Genomic DNA, 24726 nt, shown 5'->3' on the forward strand with positions numbered 1-24726 from the left:
CCAAAAAGGACGGGCGGGACGCCCATCCCACAATAACAATTAAAATTGTAAGTTATTTAATTCGCGATCCTTAGCAAGGGGAGGGTTGGGGTGAGGTAAAACATTTACGAATCATTTAGGATTGCTATAATAAAGCGGACTTGAGATTATTTCCTTCCAATACGATCGCACAAACGTCTATCTTCCTCCTTCACATCAGCATTCGTCCGTAAATAATCTCGCACGCGATCGCAACCATCAGCCAACAAATCCACTTTCAAAACTCGCTCCACATCCCACAAAATCAGCGTATTATCCTCACTCACAGAAGCCACAAATGACCCATCCCCACTATACGCTACCCCCCGAATCGCCGCAGAGTTACCTCTAAGCGTTGTTAATTCCGTACCGTCAAGCTTCCAAAACTTCAGCGTATTGTCTACACTACCAGAAGTAATAATATTACCGTCCGGGCTAAACGCCACCCCCCATACCGCGGCCAGATGACCTTCCAGAGTTCTCAGTAACTTACCATCCACAGTCCAAAGCTTAATCGTATTGTCCCCGCTGCCAGAAGCCAGAAATTTACCGTCAGGGCTAAATGCCACCCTCCACACAGCAGCAGTATGACCTTGAAAAGTTCGTAGGGGCAGTGCCCCCGTGCCTGCCCCATCAAGCTTCCACAACTTAACAGTACCATCCCCTCCTGCCGAAGCAATTAGCTGACCGTCAGGGCTAAATACCACCTGCCAAATAGGAGCATGATGTCCTGTCATAGTATGCAATAAAGTACCATCGGGCCGCCAAAGCTTGATAGTATTATCTTGACTTCCAGAAGCAAGAATTTGACCGTCAGGACTGAAAGCCAACCCCATAACTGTAGCGTTATGACCTACCAAAGTTGCGATCGCTTTTCCGTTTCGAGTCCAGATATTCACCTTATTATCATTTCTGCCAGAAGCAATTAACTTGCCATCGCCACTCAGGGCAACAGCATAAATCGCAGCGTTTTCTACAGTGAAAGTCCTCAACAATTTACCTTGCCGACTCCAAAGCTTAGTCGTGCCATCCTCGCTGCCTGTAGCAATTGTAGAACTATCCGAACTCAGTGCGATCGCCCAAATCCCCGCTTTATGTGCAGTAATCATCGTTCGCAATGGGTTTTGACTCTGCCACAGCCTCACCGTATTTTCTGCACCCGCCGAAGCAATAAAACTGCCATCCGGGCTCCAAGCTATCCCCCAAATCGCAGCAGTGTGACCTCTCAATGTCGTCCGTTCTGTTCCGTCAAGATTCCAGAGTTTTACAGTTTGATCGCGACTTGCAGAAGCAAGAGTCTGACCATCTGGACTGAAAACAACTTCCGATACTACAGCAGAATGACCTTCAAGCGTTCGTAGGGGCAGCGCCCCCGTGCCTGGCCCATTAACTGTCCAGAGTTTCACCGTTTTGTCTCCACTTCCTGAAGCCACAATCTGACCGTCTGGACTAAACGCTGCTGCTGATAACACAGAAGTATGACCCCGGAAAGTTCGTAGGGGCAGTGCCCCCGTGCCTGCCCCGTCTTTGTTCCAGAGTTTCACCGTTTTGTCTCCACTTGCCGTAACAATAGTCTGACCGTCTGGACTGAAAGCCACTGAGGGTACCCCAGCAGTATGACCCTGGAGAGTTCGTAGGGGCAGTGCCCCCGTGCCGGCCCCGTTTTTGTTCCAGAGTTTCACCGTTTTGTCCATGCTGGCAGAAGCAATTGTTTGACCATCGGGACTAAACGCCACTGTCCAGATACCAGCAGTATGACCCTGAAAAGTTCCTAGGGGCAGTGCCCCCGTGCCTGCCCTATCCAGTTTCCAAAGTTTTACAGTCCCATCATCACTTCCAGAAGCAAGAAACTGACCGTCCGGGCTAAATTTGACAGATCGAACGATCGCCTGATGACCTTTGAGTGTTGCTATTTGCTTTCCGTCCCGCCGCCAAACTTTAATCGTTTTATCCACACTTGTTGAGGCAATAAACTTACTATCCCGACTAATATCAATTCCCATAACTGCCGCTTTATGTCCCGATAAACGGTTGTATTCAGCCGCTTCATAAACCGCTTGACGCAATACATTGATAACTCGATCTTCAATGTTTTTATCCGTCTTGTTTAAACTTTGTAGTCGGCGCTTAGCTTTAATTGCTTCTATTAGCGCATCCAATCGACGATTAGAGGCAAACAGCCCCTCCGAGGAAGAAACCAGCGCTTCAAGTTCACTCATCCGAGCTTCGCGCTCACTAATAACGGCTCGGCGATACTGAAAATAACTTGTTACTCCTAAAGCACAGGCAAGCAGCAGTGCCATACTCACAGAAAATAGTAAGGCCCTCTGTCGTTTAACTGCTTTTTTTTCTTGAATTAATCGCATTTGTTCCTGGGCCAGTCGCGCTTCCACTTCTTTGGTGCGTTCTGCTTCTAAAGCTTGTTGAACTTCTCGCCTATCTAGTTCGGCACTAGCAGCTAAGAACTGATAGTCTAGGTTACTCAAGCTTTTTTCCTGCGCCCAGATTTGACCATCTTTTAAGGCTTGTCCCCGCAAAAGTCTGGAAAAATCTGTTTGTTGTGAAGCAACCCAAGCATCGAAGGTTTGGGAGTAGGGGCGCAGTTGCCCTAATTGTTTCTCTACCCATTCCAGATTAAAAACTTCAGCATAAACCCTGTTTCTTACCTGTAAATAACCATTGTTTTTGACAACTAATCCCGATAATAATAGTTCAATTTGTTCTGGTGAGTCATCAGTTGATACGCCTCCCACTCTTTTGCTAAAAGGTAGAAATCTTTCATTTCCTTGTAGGGGCAATTCTCCTGTAGTTGCCCTATAAAGATTTGGGTCAGGCACGGGGGTACTGCCCAGAGAGTCCTCTTCAAAGTCCGAGAATGAAACAGAACCGCTGGTTAAGGGGGGGTTAGATTGTAAAATTTGCTGGTAGATGCCGAGTAATCTACCCGCGCGTTGTTCGTTGCGAATAATCCGCTCCTTTATGGTTTTTAAATGTTCCGGCTCATCCTGAGATTCCCATTTATTAATGATATTTTCTCGCACTAAACGATCTACCCAAAACTCTTCCGATCCTGGGGGAATTGTTACTACTTTTTGCGGTGTAGTTTGAGTTGCTATGTAGGCTAAATAGCACAGTTTTTGCGTCAGAAATGGCTGCCCAGAAGTCCAAGCCAATATCTGTTTGAGAATAACTTGATAATTATTGACTACATTTGCCAATCCCGCCGCTAATGGCTGGGCTTCTTCTAGTTCAAAACCTCGTAAATTTATCGCTCGACCAATATTAAAAGGAGTTCGTTTTTTATCAACAATTAAATCCCTAGGTGTTGCTACTCCAAAAATTGCAAAAGTAATACGATTATATTCTGGATTAATTGAGCGTTGATTATAGCAAAAGCGAATTAGGGCAAAAAAATCATCGACAGGGAACTCTAGACTGAGAACACTGTCAATTTCATCAATAAATATAATGATTTTGTTTTCAGGAAACTTGGCCAACAAAATATCTTCAATAAAATGACTCAATCTTTGCAAAAATGATACATCTTCTTCATCACGCCACCAGGTTTTTAAGTTAACTTGCCCTAAAAGATTGAAGCCGCGCCACAGTTCCCCAATCATACCTTTATACCACTGTAAAGGAGTGATATTTTCACTACCGATGCGGGTCATATCGATCGTGCTGCATTGAAATCCTTCAGCTTGCAGTCGGTGCAGGGTGCGGACTAATAGGGAAGATTTGCCCATTTGCCTCGAATTGAGGACATAACAAAATTCGCCTGCTTTTAAGGCTTCATAGAGTTCGGAATCTGCTTGTCTTACTACGTAGGTAGGTGCATCACTGGCGAGACTGCCACCAATTTGGTATGTTACCTGGGTCATGCGGTTTATGGGTGGGTTTAAAGTTGAGTATGTAGGGAATTTATTTAGAGGTAAGGATGTGGTGCTGGAGCTTCATTATAATATAAATTATGCCCCATTAGGGTTAATTACTCCCTTGTTTTTTAGTGCGCGTAGGGGGACTTTGTTTGTATAGCAGCGATTTATCATCGCCAGGAAAATTCGACTTTTCCTGGCGGATATTGGATTACGCAAAGAAACAGTAAAGTCGGCTCTAAATAAAGTTGTGCGAACCAAAATAGACGCGGTACAACTCACAGCTTAGGGTACAGCGGTTGTTATCGATATGAATCAGACCCATACTAAATAATTTAGAAGCCACTATCGGATCTAATTCCACTCCGTGTTCCGATTTTACCACTTGTTTAAGTGCAACCATAAGTTCGGGTTCCTCTTGCAATGTTGCCCAAAAACTCCGCAAATAATCTTTATAAATTCCCGCTATTGTCGGAGCTTCTTGTAGTAGCCGATCTAGCGTTACACTGTTTTGACAGAGGTGGTAAAGAGCTAGCCGCACCAGATAAGGATGCCCCCCCACCATTGCCATCAGTCGATCGGCATTGGAGCCATCTGTCCAATCCACTCCGTGACGCTGGGCTAAAGCAAGTATCTGCTCTTCTGTAAAATAGGGCAATTGCAGTGGTAAACCGATATTAAAAGGCGATTCAGTGAGCTTTAAAGGAATATAAATTTCTGTGGAGTGAAGAACGATTAACCGCAGTTTTCCCAAGGTTTCAATCCGCTTTGCTTCTTCATGCCAGCTTCGCAGCAGCGGCAAAAATTCTCTGGCAATTTTTGGATACTCAAAAATTATATTTACTTCATTTAAAGCTAACACAAGAGGCTTACTGATTTCTGCTAATATATATTGTTGGAAATAGATGGTGCAACTTACTTTGCTACCCATGTCTTCATCCCAATAATCATCTAATAGAGGTGGTAATTCTAGGTGACGGCTGATGTTGGCACAAAACCAGCGTAAAAATTTATCGATATTGACTAAAACAGCTTCCTCGGCTTGCTGAAAATCTAAACTTACAGTTCGATAGTCAAGAGAAGTCGCGCGCTCTAAAATCCGTAACAGAAGGGAACTTTTTCCCATCTTCCTGGGAGCTTTAATCCGCAGCACACTTCCGGGTTTGGTAATCTCTCGATAGGCGAGTTCTTCAATTAGCGGGTGAGAGATATAAAATGGCGAACCGAGGGGCACGGGAGAGCCGGGAAATTCTAAAGGTGTTGCTAGGCATTGGCTGCGGGTGAATTCTTCAATTAATTCTCGTTCCTCTGTGGTCAGGGAACGTGATTCTAAACAAGAGCGAAAATTGGATTTGCTAATAGATGTCTGCAAGATTTGAGAGAGAGATTGCCACAAGGATGAGGCTATGTTTCTCAGGTAATGCTCTCCGTAATGAGAGGCAGATGCAATACTTGTATAAGTTTTTCCTTCCCAAACTTGGCGAAGTATGATTTCTTGTATTGGATATAAATCTTTTTGTAATCGCACACGAGTTAGCTGTAGTACCTCATCTATCGTCATAATTTGCAATTATCCCCTGAGTGTATCGTTGATATTATCACTTATAATTGACTGTAAAGCTGAGAGCGATCGCCGATTGGATTGCGACACGATCCTGTCGCGACATTTTTCCGGGGGTAATTGGTCAAATCGGTTAAATATCCCCGAAGAGTATCACTGTCAATAATCAAGAATTCCCTCGCGGGGTAGTGGCGGGTGTATTTAACCTGTCTGCACTCTTCAAGGGTACAAGACTCAACCCACCTCTACAGGTTTTTGAGAATGGTTCTCTTCGTTAAGTTTAATCCGTGACATCCGTTAAATCTGGTGATTTCCCCGTTGCCTGACTCAGGGCTGTTTCATTCTCTTGTAGGGGCAGCCCCCCGTGGCTGCCCCCATGTCCCAAACGCCTGTGCAGTCGTCTGTGGCGGGGTAGGCACGGGGAGTAGGGGTAGCACTACAAGAGTCAAAATTCATGTTTTTGGTGAGAATGAAACAGCCCTGCGTTGCCGGACTGATCGCTGAGTGCTATAACCTAATTTCAATGGGCGCTGGCGCTCTTACTGGAAAGGAATCTGCGCTCAGTTTTTCTTGATCGTTGCCCAAAATGTCATCCCGGTGTCACAGTTGATAGTGAAGGCAGAATTAAAAATGTGACAGTTGACTTTGCTAAAGCTGAGTCGATTGATGTTAATTTAATTAACAGTAGTTTCAGATCGCTGCATTTACTAATCGCAAGTGTTAAGTCCCAAAGTCTAATTCTTATTTTTGTACCCCCATTTTTTAAGTTTTTCCAGTAATCACATCTGAAAAATATTAGCAAATAACCGAGTTGATTTAATGCAAATGGTTCATAAAATGTTCCCAAATTATTTTATTCCTCACGGTCATTGCTACTTGTGGAAGCCTGGATTAGTGGGGCTACACGTTTTGTCCGATGGTTTGATAGCCGTCGCTTATTTTTTGATACCGATTACGCTGATTTATATTGTCAAAAAACGGCAAGACGTACCTTTTGACTGGGTTTTCATGCTGTTCGGCTCTTTTATTATATGCTGCGGGATTACTCATATTATGGAAATATGGACGCTGTGGCATCCTAATTATTGGTTCTCGGGTTTTCTTAAAGGGATTACGGCGCTGATTTCGCTATGTACCGCAGCCGTGCTGGTGGAACTAATCCCAAAAATCTTGGCTATTCCCAGTCCCGCTCAATTGGCGGCGGCAAATAGGGCTTTACAAAATGAGATTGGCGATCGCAAACAAGCTCAGGAAGCACTCTCGGAATTAATGCTAGAATTGGAAAAACGGGTTATTGAGAGGACGATCGCTTTAGAAGTTGCTAATGAACGTTTGCAACAGGAAAATCGCGATCGCTCTTTGGCTGAAAATTCATTGCGGCACTCGGAAGCTAAACTGCGAGAGCAGACTCAGCACTTAGAGAACGCTCTGCAACAACTTAAAGGCGCTCAAGCTCAACTCGTACAAACTGAAAAAATGTCCTCTTTGGGGCAAATGGTAGCTGGGGTTGCTCACGAAATAAATAACCCTGTCAACTTCATTTATGGCAATCTGATTCCGGCTGAGGAATACATTAAAGATATTGTGGCATTGATTAAGGCTTATCAAGTTTATTACCCCACTCCGGCGCCGGAAATTGCAGATAAGATTCACACTATAGAACTCGATTTTATTTTAAAAGACTTGCAAAAACTTTTTGGTTCGATCAAAATTGGAGCAGAGCGAATTAAGGAGATTGTTAAGTCTTTACGAACTTTCTCGCGGTTAGACGAAGCTGACATGAAAAAAGTAAATATCCATGAAGGTCTCGATAGCACTTTAATGATTTTGCAGCACCGCTTGAAAGAACAAGCAAACCGTCCTCCTATCCAAGTGATTAAAGAGTATGGAGATGTGCCAGCATTGCAATGCTACGCTGGGCAGCTTAACCAAGTATTTATGAATATTTGTTCTAATGCTATTGATGCTTTAGAACAGATTGTACAGCAGGGATATTCGACCAACGGCTATTGGGAAAATAATTTATCTGAAAACTTAGAAAACCCCCATTGCCCACTGCTAAAAATTCGCATCCGCACGCTTTTAGTTGATGGCAAGTGGGTGCAGATTCACATTGCTGATAATGGCAGTGGCATAGATTATGATGCGATCTCTAAAATTTACGATCCATTTTATACAACGAAACCTATTGGTGCTGGTACTGGGCTGGGTTTGGCGATTTCTTATCAAATTATTCAAGCCCATGAAGGTTATTTGCGCTGCACTTCCGAGGTTGGGAGAGGTACTGAGTTTATCATTGAAATTCCTTTGCGATCGCAATTTGGCGCTCGCCACCTAGTGCAGAAGCAAGCTGTTATGAACAAGCAGGGTTTAGGCGTTAATAAATAATGCTGAGTCCAGCTACAAATTTCGGTTTCGTTTATTTTTTGCCTAACTTAGGCATCATCAAATCCATATTATCTGCCAATAACAACTATTATGTGGGAAGCACTCAAAAATATCTTTTCCTCAACTCAGTATATGCCTCACGGTCATTGCTATCTTTGGCAAACGCCTTTAGTGTGGCTGCACGTAACTGGGGACTTTTTAATCGCGATCGCCTACTATTCAATTCCGGCGATGTTAATTTATTTTATCTTCAAGCGGCGCGATGTTCCTTTTTTAGGAATATTTGGTTTATTTGGTGCATTTATTATTCTGTGCGGCACGGGTCACTTGCTAGAAATTTGGACGTTGTGGCATTCCGCTTATTGGCTGTCGGGGATTGAAAAAGGAATTACTGCACTGGTTTCCTGCTTCACTGCCGCCTCAATGGTAACACTATTGCCCCAGTTTTTGTCTTTAAAAACCCCCCAAGAATTAGAGGCAATAAATCGCAAGTTGCAAAGTGAAATTGCGGTGCGTGAAGAGGCAGAATTAGCGTTGCGCTACGCTTATGATGACTTAGAAATTAAAGTTCAAGAACGCACGGCACAGTTGACAGAAATCAATGGTTATTTAGAAGCAGAAATTAGAGAAAGAATTGTCGCTGAATCTGCTTTGCGGGAACGAGAAACTAGGTTAACTGAACAACAAAATGGTTTGCTAGAATTAGCCAAAAATTCGAGTATCTACGAGGGAAATATCGGTGAGGCGTTGAGAGAAATTACCCAAATGGCAACTCGTACCCTGAATGTCGATCGGGCAAGTATTTGGTTTTATCAGGAAGATAAATCCGCAATGTGCTGTGCGGATCTTTACGAACTGACGCCCGATCAACACAGCGCCGGTGCAGAACTGAAAGTTGCTGAGTATCCTAGCTATTTCCAAGCTTTGAATACAGAACAGGTACTCGCAGCGGTTGATGCCAAAACCGATCAGCGAACCCTAGAATTTAGCGAATCTTATTTGAGGCCATTAAACATCTCGTCCATGCTAGATGTTCCTATTACCCATAAAGGGCAAATTGCGGGTGTAATTTGTTTAGAACATCTGGGAAGGACTAGGAATTGGACGCTCGACGAACAAAGCTTCGCTAGCTATGTGGCGCAGATCGCAGCTTTAGCAATGGAAGCTCGCGATCGCAAGCAAGCCGAGTTAAACTTGCGTTCTGTCACCGAACGTTTGCAATATTTGCTAGCGACTACCCCGGCGGTGATTTTTAGCTGCAAATTAGGGGGAAATTATGACGTAACGTTTGTCAGCGATAATATTGTTTCAATGATTGGTTACGAAGCCAGAGAATTTCTTGATGGTTCCCTTGATTGGCATAGCCTGGTTCATCCAGACGATCGAGAGATTGTTGATACTTCATTCGCTCAGATATTGGAAAAAGAATCGATTTCCTACGAATACCGCGAACGGCACAAAGACGGTGGTTATCGCTGGATATACGATGAGGTTAAGTTAGTCAAAGATGCTGCTGGTCTACCTGTGGAGTGCGTGGGTTATGGAGTAGATATTACTGCTCGCAAACAGGCGGAACTAGCCTTGCAGCAGCAAGTAAAAAGGGAGCGGCTCGTTAATTCCATTCAAGAGCGGATTCGTTCTTCTCTTAACCTAGAAGAAGTAATGAAAATGGCTGTTGAAGAAATTCGCCAGTTTTTGTCAACTGATAGAACAATTATTTACCGATTTAATCCAGATTGGAGTGGATTTATAGCCGTCGAATCGGTATCCGTCGGTACGATGCCGATTTTGGGAATTGACATTAATGACCCTTGTTTTCGAGAACACTACGTCTCTGTTTACGAGCAGGGACACCTGCGCGCGATCGACAATATTTATACAGCAGGTATTTCAGAGTGCCACATTAATTTACTGAGCGAGTTGGAAATTAAAGCTAACCTCGTGGTTCCCATTTTGCAAGGTAAAAAACTATGGGGGCTACTCATTGCTCATCACTGCCGCAGTCAAAGGCATTGGATCTCTTCTGAGATAGAATCTCTCAAGCAAATTTCCGTGCAGCTAGCAATTGCCATCCAGCAATCCACCCTTTTTGAACAAGCCAAAACAGAAATTGCCGATCGCAAATTAGCAGAAACAGCATTACAAAAAGCTGTTGTAGCTGCTGATACAGCTAACCGCGCCAAGAGCGAATTCCTTTCTTCTATGAGCCATGAATTGCGGACTCCGCTGAATGCCATTCTCGGATTTAGTCAGGTGATGGTGCGCGATTCATCTCTCAACAATCAACACCAGCAGCACCTAGAAATTATTAATCGCGCTGGCGAACACTTGCTTTCGCTAATTAATGACATTTTGGAAATGTCCAAAATTGAAGCGGGCCGAAGTCAGCTTAATGAAAGCAGTTTTAATTTAATGCGCTTGCTGAAAACCTTAGAAGAAATGTTTCGATTAAAAGCTAAATCTAAGAAATTGCAGCTAAATTTGGAAGTGGGTGACGGTGTACCGCACTTTGTTAGTGGAGATGAAGGTAAACTGCGGCAAATTTTGATTAATCTTGTAGGAAATGCGATCAAGTTTACAGAGATGGGTAGCGTTACTTTGCGAGTTAAAAAGAAGGTAGAAGAAAGTTTGGGCGCTGAAACCGCAGAGTTTTCGGACACACAAACAAAACTTGCCGACGCGGCTTCTGAACATTCCGAAAGCTTAGCGGTTGAAACCACAGCTATACAAAGAAAACCTGGATGGTGCACTGGTTTTAATCCCTCCGAAAGCTTGGGGGAATTTGATTGTGTAGATGCGAATGACATTCACCCGGAATTGTTACGCCTTCAGTTTGAAATTGAAGATACTGGCCTTGGCATTGCCCCTGAAGAGATGAATAAGTTATTTGAACCCTTTGAGCAAACAAAAACAGGTCAAAAGTCTCAACAGGGGACTGGATTAGGTTTACCAATTAGCCGCAAATTTGTACAAATGATGGGAGGAGATATTACTGTCAGCAGTACACCTGAGTTGGGAAGTAAGTTTGCATTTGATATTCAAATCAGCCTTGCCACTCCCACCGAGATTAAAATCCTTAAACCGCAGAAAAAAGTAATTGCTTTAGCACCGAATCAACCAGAATACCGGATTTTGGTTGTTGACGATCGCGCGGATAATTGCCTAGTCATAGAGAGATTATTGTCACCACTAGGCATCCTCGTGCGATCGGCTAGAGATGGTCAAGAAGCTATTGCTGTATGGGAGGATTGGCAACCGCACCTGATCTGGATGGATATGCAGATGCCTGTCATGGATGGCTATGAAGCCACAAGACAAATTAAAGCTCATCCTCTTGGAAAACAAACTGCAATAGTTGCTCTTACTGCTAGCGCTTTTGAAGAAGAACGACAAACTATTTTAGGAGCAGGCTGCGATGATTTCATGCGTAAACCTTTCGAGGCAAAGATATTATTTGCGAAAATGGAAGAACTTTTAGGAGTGCGTTACATTTACGAGGAATCTGTTGATGCACCACTAGACAATGAAAGCGAAATTAGCGGAGTGACTAGCAATCAATCTGTCGAGTTACAACTCAGTCAAATGCCTCTTGATTGGGTAGAACAGATATCTCATGCCGCTCATGAATGCTGCGATGAGAAAATTGTCAAGTTGATTGAGGAAATGCCTAGCCAGTTGGCTTTTTCCGCACAATATTTAACTACTTTGGTGCAGGATTTCCTATTTGACGATATTATAGAGATAGCACAATCAGCAGTTGCATCGAGGTAAAAATACCTCTTTTCAATCAATCTAATTGGAGGAAGTTTTTATATTTAAAAAAGACCTAAAGTTAAACCCATATAGCGTCTCGTTGCTATCTTCTTTTATGCGAGACAATCTCCTTTTATATTGTTTCGTTTTTGTTGAGGTAAACTTCTTAAGTGTTAATATCTTTTATTTTGAAAAACTACCGTGAGCGAGTGCATGGACAGCTATCAATATCCTACAATTCAAGCCAACATTTTAGTAGTTGATGATAAGCCCGATAATGTGCGGCTTTTATCTACAATATTGACCGAACAAGGGTATCAGGTTCGTAAAGCGCTGAACGGGCAAAGGGCGATCGCTACAGTGCAAGAGTTTCCGCCGACTCTAATTTTGCTGGACGTGATGATGCCAGAAATGAATGGATATGAGGTATGTGCAAAGTTGAAAGCTTCACCAAAAACCAGTTCCATTCCCGTGATTTTCTTAAGCGCCTTAGATGACGTTTTAGATAAGGTGAAAGCTTTTGATGTGGGAGCCGTTGACTATATTACTAAACCTTTTCAAGGTAAAGAAGTATTGGCACGAGTGGCGAATCAGTTAACAATTCAAAGTCAACAACAGTTACTTCAAGAGCAAACGAAGCAATTCCAAGAACTTGTCGAACGTTTGCAAAACGAAATTAAAGAGCGGCAGGGGGTGGAGCTAGCTTTACGGCTTGCTCAAACAAAGTCGGATCATTTATTGCTGAATATTTTACCAGCAGCGATTGTTGAAAATTTGAAAAAGGGCGAGGGTTCTCCGGCCCAGAGGTTTGATTCAGCAACAGTTCTTTTTGCCGATATTGTCGATTTTACGTCTATTGCTGCTAGAATGTTACCTTTAGAATTGGTAAATGTACTAAACCAGATTTTTTCAAGGTTTGACCAACTAACTGAAAAACACGGTTTGGAAAAAATTAAAACAATTGGAGATGCTTATATGGTAGCGGGGGGGTTGCCGGTGCCGAGGGCAGATCATGTAGAAGCGATCGCGAATATGGCCTTGGATATGCAGGAAGCGATCGCTGATTTTCAAACTGACAGAGGCGAACCATTTCAAATTCGGATTGGCATTCATACAGGGCCAGTAGTTGCGGGCGTAATTGGCACTAAAAAATTTAGCTATGACTTGTGGGGAGATACTGTTAATGTTGCTTCTCGGATGGAATGTCAAGGATTACCGGGATATATTCAAGTTACTACAGCTATTTACGAACTGTTAAAAGATCGGTATTTATTTGAGGAAAGAGGTGCGATCGCGGTTAAAGGAAAAGGAGAGATGATCGCCTATTGGTTAAAAGCTAAAAAAAATAATTCAGCGGTTGAAAGCGATGCTTGTCTAACGCAGTCCACTCCTACGGAACTAAGAGAGTACCCACATACCCCACTTCTTTAAGAAGTCGGGTATCTAACCTAGGAGCTATGGATGAACGTCGAGCTAATCCTTAAAAAATGAAAACAATTTGCAGTTGCCAATTTGTATTTTCCCGGACGATTTCAATGCGATCGATAAATTCTCGAAAGTAAAACCTGCGTTCTGATTCTGATAAATCGAGCCAAAATTGGGGAAGGGAAACTGTTTGGGCAATTTCTCGCAAATTTACTGGGGGTAGTTGCGCTAATTTGCTTTGCAGTTCGGCAATTTCGGTGCGGATTTTGTAGGCTCTAAACTCTGCCGTTTCCGTGTCTAATATGCCGCTGTCAATCAGGGCCCAAAGTTGCTCTATGATTTCTTGTTTCGATGCGATCGCCCTGACAATTCCTGCTTTCATTCCATTCATATTCGGCATTTGCAACCCAGCAACAGCATCGGGTAAATCCCGACAAATACCGGCGATGGTTAATTGCAATACTTCATCGTAGGAAATGCCGCTACATTTAGGCTGTTTTGGACAGTTAATCGGTCGCAAATAAAGGTATTCTTTTTCTTTGCGGTAGGAGGTGACTTTGGCAACTGTCATGGGCGATTTGCATTCTGCACAAATTGCTAAACCTGCGAGGGAACGTGGGGCGCTAGCGCTGCGAGGAGAAAGGCAGCGGTTGCGGCGCAGCAACCTGTCTATTTGGGCGGCTTCTTCTCTGGAAATAATCGGGACGTGGGTGTTAGAAATTACTTGGCCGTTTTGATATTCCAAATCGCCTCGGTAGGCGGGATTTGTCAGCCAGCGGCGGCCGGTACTTACAGAAATTTTTTTGTTGTATTTCTTGGCTAAATACCGCACGGAACCTCGCAAGGAACCGTAAATTAAAAAGTGTTCAAAAAAGTCTTTGACGGTGGGGGCGGTGGTTTTATCGATCGTATAACAATCTTTGCCGCGCCGGTAGCCGTAGGGAGCCTTACCCGGTGGCATCCGGGATTTGATGCGGTTGCGCGCGTGTCCTTTGCGAATACTCCGGCTGTGTTGGCTGCGCTGGATTTCTGCGAGGATTTGCAGCAAGTTTTTGCGGTTTCTTGGTTCTGTTTCTTCTTGGACAATGATTTCGACGCCGAGGTTTTCGAGTTGGGCGAGGTGCGAACACACTTGCTGCAATGTGTCGCCTAGTTCTTCAAACCGCTGAATTAACAGGTATTTGACTGGTTCTGTTTCGCAGTCTTTGAGGAGTTGTTGCAGTTGCTGTCGCCCTCCTAAGTCTTGATAGGTGCGATCGACTTCTTGGCCCCAATTTTCCGGTGCGGGTGCTGATTCCAGTAGCGGTTCGGTGTAAGAATAAGCGATGATTTTCATCTGTTACTCGCTGAGTTCGATGATGTTGCCGTCGGGATCTTGGGTAAATAATGCCGATCGACCTGACGCGCTCATTTGGAACGGGCAATTGTGAGCGATTAACTGCTGTTTTGCTGCCTCTAAGTTGACCACAGAAAATGCTAGATGTCGGTTGCGTCCCCATTTGGCATGGTCTACGGCATCTGGGATAATTGTTGCACCTAAAATTAGGTGGAGCTGGAAGTCGCCGATTTGATACCAGATTCCAGGAAATTTTAAGTCGCGATCGATTTTTTGCAGTTTTAGTACGGTGCTGTAAAAGTGTTGGGATTTTTCCAGGTTGGAGATGAGGATGGCGCTGTGGAGGGATTGAGTAATTTGCATTTTTGTTGGGATTTATGGTTTTTTTTTTACCGCTGATGCAGGCTGATGAACGCAGATTTTTTGATGTTGGTTGAGTTTTTGATATGATAACATTGTCCGTCGCTCTTAATATATCCATTATCAAGTCTTGTAACAAAAAACTGCCCGCTGGGAGTGTTTTTAACAATGGTTTCTCAAAAAAGTGCGATCGTCTCCAGAGCGGGCAAATTCCGTCTCCGCAATGTCTTGGTAGTTCCCTTTGTTCTGCAAATTTTGGCTGCTGTTGGCTGCGTTGGCTATCTCTCTTACAGAAACGGAGAGCAGATAGTCAACGATATTGTTAGTCAGTTGCGGCAGGAAGTGAGTGCGAGAGTTTACGAACGTGTTCAAACCTATCTGGAAGCTCCGCCACTGGTGAATCAGATCAATCAGGATGCTGTACCTTTGGGGGTGTTGAACTTTGACGATTTGGAGCAAGCTCGACCCTATTTTTGGAAACAAGTTCTGCAATTTAAGTCGATCGGTCACGCGGGAATTGCCAACGAAAAAGGTCAGTACCTGCGTGTGGGTTGGGTAAATCGGCTGGTTGGACTTGAACAACCTCAGCTTGCCCAGCAACTGATTCCGGGGGGTGGCGACTTGATATATTACAACCTTGACGATAATGGAAACCCGACCACAATCGAAAAAAACACGCCCAATTATGACGTTCGCACGCGCCCTTTTTACAGAGTAGCTGTTGAGAATAAACAGGCAGCTTGGAGTGAAGTTTATATTAATTTTGGCTACGGTACGCTGCAAATTAATGCGAGTCTACCCTATTATGATGCCGAAGGGAAACTAATTGGCGTGCTGACTTGCCAGATGGGACTAGATCAAATTCGCCAATTCCTGCAAACCTTAAGGGTGGGTAATTCCGGTCAAGTATTTATCATTGAACCCCAGGGTGAGTTAATAGCCACCTCGCTTAAAGAACAGCCTCTTTCGGTGGGAAAAGGCAAAGATACAAAGCGGCTCAAAGCACAGGAAAGCAGCAACCCCCTGATGCGTCAAAGTGTGATTTATCTGCTCGATAGCTTCAAGCGTTTGGAAGACATCGATCAAACTGTTCAACTTGACTTTTATCTGAACGGTGAGCGGCAATTTATCCAAGTTTCTCCGCTAACAGACAAGTATGGTCTCAATTGGCTGAGTGTAGTAGTAGTTCCTGAAGCGGACTTTATGGCGCAAATTTATGCTAACACTCGCCAGACCATTTTGCTGTGTATTGTGGCTCTCATTGTCTCTGTTGCAATGGGTATTTTCACCGCTAGCTGGATTACTCGCCCCCTAAACCAAATTGCTCAAGCTTCAGAATATCTAGCAGGTGGTGCTCTCAACCAGAACGTTGATTCCAGTCGGATTTGGGAAATTGAAACCTTAAGAAATTCCTTTAATAGCATGGCGAGACAACTGCAAGAATCCTTGGAAACGCTAGAAGATAAAGTCAAAGAACGTACCTCGGAACTCGCCACCGCCACTAAACAAATTGCCGCTCTCAACCAGCGTCTGAAAGCGGAAAACTTCCGCATGAGTTCCGAACTCGATATGCTCAAACAAATGCAGCAGTTGATTCTGCCAAAACCTGCTGAACTTGCAGCTATTGAAGATTTAGATATTGCCGGATTTATGGAACCAGCCTCGGAAGTAGGTGGTGATTACTACGACGTACTTTGTACTAACGGGGTTGTCACAATTTGCATTGGTGATGTCACCGGACACGGATTAGAAAGCGGCATTTTGATGGTGATGACTCAAGCTGCTGTCCGCACTCTTCAGGAAATGCAAGAATCCAACCCGGTGCGTTTTTTAGATACCCTCAACCGCACTATTTATAAAAATGTTCAGCGCATGAACTCCGACAAAAATATGACACTAGCTTTGCTCAACTATGCCGATCGCACAATTAGTATCAGCGGTCAACACGAGGAAACTCTTGTGGTCAGGAAAGGTGGTAAAATCCAGCGAATAGACACCATGAATTTAGGATTTCCGCTCGCCTTAGATGAGGATATTTCCCATTGGATTAGCCATGTTTTAGTAGACTTAGAGCCGGGGGACGGGGTGGTGCTTTACACTGACGGCATTCCCGAAGCTAGAAATATGCACAAAAAATTCTATGGTATTGAAAGACTCTGTGAAGTGGTTTCTCAAAACTGGCATTTGAGCGCCGAACAAATCAAGGAAGCCACCATCGCTGATTTGCGAAATTTTATTGGAAAACAAAAGGTTTTTGATGACATTACTTTGCTAGTATTGAAGCAACAGGGAAATATTGTGCATAATTTATGATTGACCGAAAGCATCCAGGATACAAGCCCCCGGATTCATTCCTTCGCAGACTCAGAACCCAGAAATAAAAGACCTGTATCCCATGAAACTTGCCCCCCGAATTTATCCGTGGGGTCAATCTAAAATCTAAAATCTAAAATCTAAAATCGATTGACTGTCGTCAACCAGGTTTCTACGAGGAATCTTGGATTTAGTGGTCAAGCATCGAAGCAGAAACAGGATTTCGAGTTCCACGTCTGTAAGTTCTAATACCTTACCGCGAGCGAATCAAACAATTTTGTGCTTCCCGATTCGGGAGTTTAAATTATGAAACCACAAATAAATTTAGCACCATCTAAATCTCCAGAAGAACTCTATACCCAGCTACAGGAGTTGAGCGAAAAACTTGAGGAAGTAGAGGATGAAAAAAATAGCTATGAAACGTTAGTAGAAATTATCACGCAACACTCCACGGATCTGGAAAACCAGATCCATCATAAAAACCGAGAGATGCAGACTTACATTGAGCAGGTAAAAAAGGTTATAGATGCAGCTATTGCTGTAAAAAATAATAGCTTTGAACCCCAGATATTGTCAGATGTGGCAGCGCGCAGTGATGCACTGGGAGAACTAGCACAGGTATTTTCGCATATGGTGCAAACGGTGAAAGCGCGGGAACAAGAATTAGAGAAACTTTTGCAGGCTTACGGACGTTTTGTTCCCGCTGAATTTCTCCAATTTCTCGGCAAGCAGAGCATTGTTGATTTCCAGCTTGGAGATCACGTGAGTAAAGAGATGGCAATTATGTTTTCCGATATGCGTTCCTTCACCACGATGGCGGAGCAAATGACTCCTCAAGAAAACTTTGACTTCATCAATAACTATTTACAGCAAGTTAGTCCCGAAATTCGTAAGCACAATGGTTTTATTGTCAAGTATATTGGAGATGGAGTCATGGCAGTTTTTCCTGATGGCGTGGATGATGCTATTCAGGCAGGAATTGTGAAATTGGAGCAGTTGCATAAATACAATCAAAGCCGTAAAATAAATGGGGATATACCGCTGAAGATTGGCATTGGTATCCATGTGGGTGATACGATGGTTGGGATTATTGGAGATGCGAATCGGATGCAAGCAGATGCGATCTCAGATCATGTCAATCTCACCGCTCGTCTGGAAGGTTTGACTAAGTATTATGGCGTATCTTTATTAATTTCTGGAGATGTGGTACAACGTTTGAGTCAACCCGAAAAGTATCATATCCGTTTTTTGGATCGGGCTATTGTCAAAGGTAGACAAGAAGCCATTACAGTTTGTGAGGTGTTAGATGTTGAAGTAGAACCAGTGCGATCGCTCAAAATTCAAACCTTGCCTATATTTGAGGAGGGACTCCAAGAATATTGTCAGGGAAATTTTGCTAATGCCATAGTTTGTTTTGAACAGATAGTAGCACTAAATCCAGATGACAAGCCCAGTCAACTTTACCTAAAACGCATCCAATCGCTGTTAAAAGATAGTATTCCTGCTAACTGGAATGGCGTGTGGAAATTCACCCAAAAGTGACATTAATACATCAATTGGAGGGATAAAAATCATGACATCTGGAAGCTTAAAAACAATGACCCAAATCTTTGGAGAATTCATTGAAGAATTTCCTCCTGAACACGACTCCCTAGAACTTACATTTACCCCCAGTTCTCGCCCTATCAAACAGCGCTGGCGCAACAACAGGCTTTCAGCTCATTTTGTAGCCGATTATTTGTCTAGCTTTCTACCGGTGGATGAGGAGGATGCTAGGAGCGAGAAACGGATAAAAGAAAGCAAAGGAGCTGTGAGCTACGTCGCCAACGAACTGTTAGAAAATGCGATTAAATTTAATAACGATGATACTCATTACAAGGTCAGATTTGGTATACATTTTATTGGTGAAACAGAGGTGACGGCGGTAATTTTTGCCAGTAATAGTGTCACTTCAGAAGGGGCGAGTAAGTTGAAGGAGTTTATTGAAGAAATTATGGATTCCGATCCCAATGAACTTTATTTGCAGCAGCTTGAAAAGAATGCGGAATCGGAAAGTGACACATCGGGATTGGGATTGCTGACGATGATTAATGACTATTCAGCTAAGATAGGTTGGAAATTCGAGGCTAGGCCAGATAGTGATACCATCATTGTTACGACTGTGGTTCAAATTAGCGTGTAGTTTCTAGCATTTAAATATTTACTCTCTTGTGCGATCGCACTATTTTAGTCAGGAAACAAAATCACAATGGGCATTCAAGAAATTCAAGGTGAAGATTACAGCATTCAGTACGATCCAGAATCAGTCACAGTCACTTTCCAAGGCGAACTGAGCCTGAGCGGCCCAGCAGAGTATGCACCAATAGCCGAATTATTAGATGAGGTCGCCAATGGCGAACCGCCTACTATTACCTTGAACCTAAAACAATTGGAATTTGTTAACAGTTCTGGTATCAGTATGCTGTCTAAATTTGTTATTAGCGTCCGAAAAAAGAAAACGATTCAACTTTTGGTATTGGGTTCAAATGATATTCCTTGGCAACAGAAATCTCTCAGAAATTTAGAAAAGCTGTTGCCAACTTTGAAGCTAGAATTAGCGTAGGATATGTGTAAATTTTAATTACAGTTAACACAGGCGGGACGCCCGTGCCACACATAGTTAACACAGGCGGGACGCCCGTGCCACACATAGTTAAAATAGATAAATTTGGAGGATTGGTAAATTGCTTAAGTTTGCTGGATCGGCAGTTCAATGATAAACTCGGTTCCCTTGCAGGGTTCCGACTCGCACCGAAGCGAGCCTCGGTGATTCTCTACTAAGATTTTGTAGACAATAGACAATCCTAAACCGGTACCTTTACCGATTTCCTTGGTGGTGAAAAACTGCTCGAACATTCGCTCTTTTATCTGTGGTGTCATTCCGGTTCCCGTGTCAGCAATCCGCACTCTCACGCGATCGGGGCCAGCTAATTCTGTGCTGATAAAAATTTTTAGCGCAGCATTGGGCTGATTTTGTGCTACCTCGTCCAAAGCATCGATCGCGTTGGTAATTAGATTCATAAATACTTGATTTAGCTGTCCTGAATAACACTCTACAGGAGGCAATTTTCCATATTTTTTAATTACTTGAATGTCGCGACGATCTATTTGAGAATTGAGACGGTTTCGCAAAATTAACACGGTGCTGTCAATGCTGTCGTGCAAGTCGCACATGGTCATGTTAGTGTTATCGGTTCGCGAAAAATTGCCCATAGATTTGACAATTTCGCGAATGCGATTGGAACCCATTTGCATGGAAGACATAACTTTAGGCAAGTCTTCAACTAGAAAATCAAGATCTATCTCTGCGATTTTAGCTGTGATTTCGGGACAGGGATTTGGACAGTATTCTCGATAGAGGCGCAGCAGGTGTAGCAAATCTTGAGTATAAATTTCCGCATGGCTCAAGTTGCCGTAAATAAAACTAACTGGGTTATTAATTTCGTGGACGATACTAGCCATTAGCGCCCCCAGCGAAGACATTTTTTCGCTGTGGAGGAGTTGAGCTTGAGTTTGTTTTAGTTCGCAAAGTGCGCGATCGAGCTGGGCTGCTTGAGCTTCCGCTTTCGAGGTAGCAGCACAACTTTCTTGATAAAGTTCTACCTGTTTAAGGTCGATTTCAAATTGTTCGATTTCGCTTTCTTGCTGGTATTGACTCACTACGGCATCGAAAGCTTCTAGCAAGTCGCCGCCCGCTGCTTCGACAATGTACAGCAGGTGGGGATTTTCCAGCCTGAGTTCGGCATCAGGAACTTGCACCAAGGCTTTTATTCGATCGATATATGCGCGTACTTGTTTGTCTAAATACAGTGGTGGCTCAAAATACATGGCCTTGACGGTGGCTGAAGGGGGACTCAATAAGTTGAGGCTGCTGCTAGTATTAATTAAGTCGCGGTGGGATTTTTCCATAAGCTCGATCGCCTCTAACAAATTCCCCCGCAGTTTGGCTCTTTCTACGCCATTCTGAGAGCCAACTAACCTCATGCAAAAAAAAGCCGTTCGTTGGGAAAGCATTCGCTGGCGGCCGCTGATGTTAATTACCGCAGCACTAATTTTTCTGGCTGTCGTAATTTCTTCCAGATTAAAGTAGTTGCTCAGTGCTGCCATTGGTAATACCCCCGACTCCACTAAATGTCTGTAGCTCCTGCTGACACAAGATTTAAGAGCCATAAAAAAAATTGTACAATACACTAATCAATATATTCTGTATTTCCTAATAAAGTAGTATACTAAAACACAATTATTTTCCATTTGTGGCTTATCACAATTTTTATGATTCGGCTTCTTGCACAGTTTTTCTTAATTATTCAAAAATTCACAAGTCAACTTCGCCATAATTGGAGCTTGAGTTTGCGGCAACCCGTGAGTGGCATTGGGAATAATTGCTAACTCTGCCCCCGGTATCTTGTTAGCCTAGGTTTCACAGTGCCATAGAGGAATTGTTTCGTCACTATCTGCTGCGATAACTAAGGTAGGAATTTGCAATTTGTGAATTTCTTTTTCTACTGTATCAACTGCATCTTCTGGCTGCATCCGACTCATTAAAAATGACCTTGCTACTGGTTGAGACATTAACTCCCTGCGCCACCAGGAAATTTGCTGTTATTTCTCACTTTTTCCCGCTAAACTCGCAAAAGGTTTTGCCAACTGCAAGGCCCAATCAACAACTGGAGTTTCCCACAATAGCGGCCGCAAAGCATCGTATTGACCGCAAAAACTGTCGTCCCGAATTCCGGCTGGTGCTGCTAACACTAAACTGCTCACAGAATTAGGATATTTGAGGGAATATGCAGATGCTACCCAACCGCCAAAAGAATGTCCGATGATGCAGCAAGGTTCGATATTTAGTTGTTCTACAACTTGCCGCACAAAAGCAAATTCTACAGCTACGTCGTAGCGGATTTCTGGTTTGCTGGATTCTCCAAAACCTAGCATATCTAAACTGATGCACCGAAACTGAGATTGCAATAACTCAATTAACGGCAGCCAGCAAGTCTTTTCTCCTAAGACACTCTGCAGCATCAATAAGAGTCTGCCGCACCCGATGTCGAGGTAGGCGGCTGTTTGGGTGGTGCTATTGACAAATGTAGTTAATGTGTGCGTTTGTCCTCCAAGTGCTTGAGACTGCATGGCGATCGACTCGTAAGAGGTAATATCTCTTTGTAAAGAAGAGTAACAAAAAAGCAGTCGAAAGGTTAAACTTCATTACGGAGTACACAGTTAGAAATAGACCATGATATTGTCTATGATTATTAGAAAATACTACAAACCCAAAGCAGGAGAACACTTTGAACTCTACTTTAAGACAGTACCCGGCTTGCTCTCTTCGCGAAGATGTCAGTGAGTACGTAGCACACCTACAGCTTCACATGACTTTACAAGCTCGCAACTTGCTCCCTACCATTACCACCGCTAAGGATAGTCGCGAACAACTGTTGCAGCAGACTCAGGCTCATTTTGAGAAACGTGTTTCTCGACAAGCTATTTAAACAAATTTTCGGTTTCCCCAATTTACGATCGCCCGCGATCGAACTTTCCGACATTTCAGCATCCCAGAAACCCGGTAGCCTCAACAATACCGGGTTTCTTTTCGGCTAATTATGCAGGGGGCCAGGTTTTGGGTAATATGCGTTGGGTATGCTTTAAATTTAATGTCTATGCGAATTCCGATTATTGCATTTTTGACTTTGGCTGGGCTGGCTGGCGGCGAATTGGCAGCCGGGGCGATCGATCCGAGTGCCGCACCGACTGAGGCCCAGTTTAGAGAGGGAACCGCAGAGGCGCAGAGGGCGCACAGGGAGGAGGATGAGGTCATTGGTGATAACTTAACGTTAAACCCACCGTCTCTCTTGTTTGTAGCGAAGTCTAGATCCCCCCTAACCCCCCTTAATAAGGGGGGGACAAGAAATATGCTCAAAGTGGGTCTTCTTAAGGGGGATTTAGGGGGATCTAGACTAGATGAGAAGCGACATTTGTTATCGGTTCCAGTCTTAAATAGTCACCAATCGGATGAAGTGAACCCAACTGTGCGGGATTTGCCGGCATCCGATGAGCTCGCAGCTTCTCCAGAAGTACCCGCGACGCAGCTATCCCCTAGGGAATCGCTATCTCTAAAGTCCAGCCACAATAAAGATTTTACATCTCTGTTAAAAACTCCGGCGACGATCGCGACCAACGCTGAAATCCCCGAAGCAGTAAACAGCAACGCCAGACAGCTAGGCGGTACTCTACAAATCAGTCAAGCGGGCAATGCTGAAGGCGTTTACGTTGCTGAGGTGAAAATTCGCTTTGTCAATTCCAGAGGCGAAGCTGTTGATAGAAAAGGGAATCGAATTGAGGGCAGAATTTCGGAAGATTTTATCCGAGGTGAGCTCAAACTCAAGGCGGGGGATAACTACAGCCGGGAAGTTGTACGATCGGATTTACAGCAGTTGCAGCAATTGGGATTGTTTGAGAAAGTTACGGTTTCGATCGAAGAAGTTGGCACGGATGTTAATGTAATTTACAACGTTCAAGAGCGATCGGCTCGCTCTTTTAGCGTGAGTGCCAGTCTTAGTGATGATGTTGGCCTTGCTGTTCCTCTTTCCTATACCGATCGAACTTTCGGAACAACCCCACAGCGGCTGGCGGTGGATCTTCAGCCCAGCCTCCGAGGTATCCAGTACGATGTCCAGTTTGTCAGCCCTTACCTTGCCGCCGAAGACCGTTTGGGATACAGTGTGAGAGCTTTTGGCGATCGCAGAATATCGGAAATTTTCAACAAAGATATTGATTTGCCCAACGGGAACCGAGTTCGGGAAATTCGGGTGGGGGGAAATCTCAGGTTTACCAGACCTTTGGGCGATTGGCAATCGACTTTGGGACTGAATTATACAAATATCAGTACGCGCGATCGCAACTTAAATATTGCCCGTCGCGACGAACTCGGCAATCCTCTCACATTCAGCGGCAGCGGCGTTGACGAGTTATACACTGTTTCTTTTGGTGCGATGCTCGATCGGCGCGACAATCCCTTCAACCCCACCAGCGGCTCGATTCTCAGCCTCAGCACCGAGCAGTCGATACCTCTGGGACGAGGTAACATTGTGAGTAACAGGCTGTTAGCAAATTATATACACTATGTACCAGTAACTTTGTTCGGCATCAGCGAGTCCGAAGCCTTGCCCGAAATGCTGGCTTTTAACTTACAAGCGGGTACGGTAATCGGGGATTTGCCACCAGCGGAAGCTTTTCGCCTGGGCGGCCGCAATTCAGTGCGGGGTTACGATAGCGGGGATATTGGCAGTGGCCGGAGTTATTTTTTAGCTTCCGGCGAATATCGGTTTCCTGTGGGTCAGGATGTTGGCGGCGTGATATTTGTTGATTTTGCGTCGGATTTGGGAACGGGAGATAGTGTACTCGGAAAACCGGCGGTAGTCAGGGACAAACCGGGGACTGGGGCGGGTGTTGGGCTGGGTGTGAGGGTGCGATCGTCCTTTGGATTAATTCGCTTAGATATGGCTGTTAGCGACTCCGGCGACCTCAAACTTATACTCGGTACAAAGCAGCGATTTTAAATTAGTCATCAGTCGCGAGTTAACTGTAGATACTGTCTTGAACTGTCAAGGGGTAGCGAGTAAATAATTGGGGTCGAAAGGCTTTTGGGACTTTAAAATTCC

Annotated in this window: 16 protein-coding genes; 9 read left to right on the plus strand and 7 right to left on the minus strand. The window is 44.0% G+C overall.

The window, feature by feature from the left end; translation table 11 throughout:
- Positions 1-146: 146 nt before the first annotated feature.
- Positions 147-3899: a WD40 domain-containing protein gene (locus QUB26_RS26220; RefSeq protein WP_333320332.1), complete on the minus strand. Its 3753-nt coding sequence runs from the start codon at positions 3897-3899 to the stop codon at positions 147-149.
- 232 nt (positions 3900-4131) lie between these two features.
- Entirely contained in the window at positions 4132-5454 is a 1323-nt protein-coding gene (locus QUB26_RS26225; protein WP_333245806.1) for an AAA-like domain-containing protein, read from the minus strand.
- A gap of 819 nt (positions 5455-6273) precedes the next feature.
- Between QUB26_RS26225 and QUB26_RS26230 the strand changes: the two genes are divergently transcribed.
- The 3 genes from QUB26_RS26230 to QUB26_RS26240 all read left to right on the plus strand — a co-directional run bounded on the left by QUB26_RS26230 (position 6274) and on the right by QUB26_RS26240 (position 13026).
- A complete protein-coding gene (locus QUB26_RS26230) occupies positions 6274-7842 on the plus strand; it encodes an ATP-binding protein (protein WP_333245803.1) in 1569 nt (522 codons plus the stop codon).
- Between the two features lie 90 nt (positions 7843-7932).
- Positions 7933-11613: a GAF domain-containing protein gene (locus QUB26_RS26235; protein ID WP_333245800.1), complete on the plus strand. Its 3681-nt coding sequence runs from the start codon at positions 7933-7935 to the stop codon at positions 11611-11613.
- 195 nt (positions 11614-11808) lie between these two features.
- A complete protein-coding gene (locus QUB26_RS26240) occupies positions 11809-13026 on the plus strand; it encodes an adenylate/guanylate cyclase domain-containing protein (protein ID WP_333053144.1) in 1218 nt (405 codons plus the stop codon).
- A gap of 49 nt (positions 13027-13075) precedes the next feature.
- Here the strand turns inward: QUB26_RS26240 and QUB26_RS26245 are convergent, their stop codons facing one another.
- A complete protein-coding gene (locus tag QUB26_RS26245) occupies positions 13076-14356 on the minus strand; it encodes a recombinase family protein (RefSeq protein WP_333245798.1) in 1281 nt (426 codons plus the stop codon).
- A gap of 3 nt (positions 14357-14359) precedes the next feature.
- Positions 14360-14719, minus strand: a complete 360-nt coding sequence (locus QUB26_RS26250) for a VOC family protein (RefSeq protein ID WP_333245794.1) — start codon at positions 14717-14719, stop codon at positions 14360-14362.
- 165 nt (positions 14720-14884) lie between these two features.
- On the opposite strand from QUB26_RS26250, the gene QUB26_RS26255 reads away from it, so the two are divergent.
- The 4 genes from QUB26_RS26255 (at position 14885) to QUB26_RS26270 (ending at position 19631) form a co-directional block, all read left to right on the plus strand.
- Positions 14885-17029 carry a SpoIIE family protein phosphatase gene (locus tag QUB26_RS26255; protein WP_333245791.1) on the plus strand — a complete coding sequence of 715 codons (2145 nt, stop codon included), beginning with the start codon at positions 14885-14887 and terminating at the stop codon, positions 17027-17029.
- Between the two features lie 306 nt (positions 17030-17335).
- A complete protein-coding gene (locus QUB26_RS26260) occupies positions 17336-18571 on the plus strand; it encodes an adenylate/guanylate cyclase domain-containing protein (RefSeq protein WP_333245788.1) in 1236 nt (411 codons plus the stop codon).
- A 31-nt stretch (positions 18572-18602) separates the two neighbouring features.
- Positions 18603-19211, plus strand: a complete 609-nt coding sequence (locus tag QUB26_RS26265) for a DUF6272 family protein (protein WP_333245785.1) — start codon at positions 18603-18605, stop codon at positions 19209-19211.
- A 66-nt stretch (positions 19212-19277) separates the two neighbouring features.
- The gene (locus tag QUB26_RS26270; RefSeq protein WP_333245782.1) at positions 19278-19631 is read left to right on the plus strand and encodes a slr1659 superfamily regulator; all 354 of its coding nucleotides are present in this window, start codon (positions 19278-19280) and stop codon (positions 19629-19631) included.
- A gap of 125 nt (positions 19632-19756) precedes the next feature.
- Here QUB26_RS26270 and QUB26_RS26275 read toward each other — a convergent pair whose 3' ends face one another.
- The 3 genes from QUB26_RS26275 to QUB26_RS26285 all read right to left on the minus strand — a co-directional run bounded on the left by QUB26_RS26275 (position 19757) and on the right by QUB26_RS26285 (position 22198).
- A complete protein-coding gene (locus QUB26_RS26275; RefSeq protein WP_333245777.1) occupies positions 19757-21238 on the minus strand; it encodes an ATP-binding protein in 1482 nt (493 codons plus the stop codon).
- A 243-nt stretch (positions 21239-21481) separates the two neighbouring features.
- Positions 21482-21640 carry a hypothetical protein gene (locus QUB26_RS26280; RefSeq protein ID WP_333245775.1) on the minus strand — a complete coding sequence of 53 codons (159 nt, stop codon included), beginning with the start codon at positions 21638-21640 and terminating at the stop codon, positions 21482-21484.
- Positions 21641-21670: 30 nt separating this feature from the next.
- Complete coding sequence (locus QUB26_RS26285; protein WP_333245772.1) at positions 21671-22198, minus strand: alpha/beta fold hydrolase; 528 nt, start codon at positions 22196-22198, stop codon at positions 21671-21673.
- A 158-nt stretch (positions 22199-22356) separates the two neighbouring features.
- On the opposite strand from QUB26_RS26285, the gene QUB26_RS26290 reads away from it, so the two are divergent.
- Positions 22357-22557, plus strand: a complete 201-nt coding sequence (locus tag QUB26_RS26290) for a hypothetical protein (protein WP_333052954.1) — start codon at positions 22357-22359, stop codon at positions 22555-22557.
- 162 nt (positions 22558-22719) lie between these two features.
- Positions 22720-24624 carry a BamA/TamA family outer membrane protein gene (locus QUB26_RS26295; RefSeq protein WP_333320334.1) on the plus strand — a complete coding sequence of 635 codons (1905 nt, stop codon included), beginning with the start codon at positions 22720-22722 and terminating at the stop codon, positions 24622-24624.
- Positions 24625-24726: the final 102 nt, after the last annotated feature.

It is taken from the genome of Microcoleus sp. B4-C1, from assembly GCF_036705285.1.
Taxonomy (GTDB): Bacteria; Cyanobacteriota; Cyanobacteriia; order Cyanobacteriales; family Microcoleaceae; genus Microcoleus.

Bases quoted from the DNA above. Each gene is read 5' to 3' on its own strand.
- QUB26_RS26220 (WP_333320332.1), bottom strand. From the start codon at position 3,899: ATGACCCAGGTAACATACCAAATTGGTGGCAGTCTCGCCAGTGATGCA.
- QUB26_RS26225 (WP_333245806.1), bottom strand. From the start codon at position 5,454: ATGACGATAGATGAGGTACTACAGCTAACTCGTGTGCGATTACAAAAA.
- QUB26_RS26230 (WP_333245803.1), top strand. From the start codon at position 6,274: ATGCAAATGGTTCATAAAATGTTCCCAAATTATTTTATTCCTCACGGT.
- QUB26_RS26235 (WP_333245800.1), top strand. From the start codon at position 7,933: ATGTGGGAAGCACTCAAAAATATCTTTTCCTCAACTCAGTATATGCCT.
- QUB26_RS26240 (WP_333053144.1), top strand. From the start codon at position 11,809: ATGGACAGCTATCAATATCCTACAATTCAAGCCAACATTTTAGTAGTT.
- QUB26_RS26245 (WP_333245798.1), bottom strand. From the start codon at position 14,356: ATGAAAATCATCGCTTATTCTTACACCGAACCGCTACTGGAATCAGCA.
- QUB26_RS26250 (WP_333245794.1), bottom strand. From the start codon at position 14,719: ATGCAAATTACTCAATCCCTCCACAGCGCCATCCTCATCTCCAACCTG.
- QUB26_RS26255 (WP_333245791.1), top strand. From the start codon at position 14,885: ATGGTTTCTCAAAAAAGTGCGATCGTCTCCAGAGCGGGCAAATTCCGT.
- QUB26_RS26260 (WP_333245788.1), top strand. From the start codon at position 17,336: ATGAAACCACAAATAAATTTAGCACCATCTAAATCTCCAGAAGAACTC.
- QUB26_RS26265 (WP_333245785.1), top strand. From the start codon at position 18,603: ATGACATCTGGAAGCTTAAAAACAATGACCCAAATCTTTGGAGAATTC.
- QUB26_RS26270 (WP_333245782.1), top strand. From the start codon at position 19,278: ATGGGCATTCAAGAAATTCAAGGTGAAGATTACAGCATTCAGTACGAT.
- QUB26_RS26275 (WP_333245777.1), bottom strand. From the start codon at position 21,238: ATGGCTCTTAAATCTTGTGTCAGCAGGAGCTACAGACATTTAGTGGAG.
- QUB26_RS26280 (WP_333245775.1), bottom strand. From the start codon at position 21,640: ATGTCTCAACCAGTAGCAAGGTCATTTTTAATGAGTCGGATGCAGCCA.
- QUB26_RS26285 (WP_333245772.1), bottom strand. From the start codon at position 22,198: ATGCAGTCTCAAGCACTTGGAGGACAAACGCACACATTAACTACATTT.
- QUB26_RS26295 (WP_333320334.1), top strand. From the start codon at position 22,720: ATGTCTATGCGAATTCCGATTATTGCATTTTTGACTTTGGCTGGGCTG.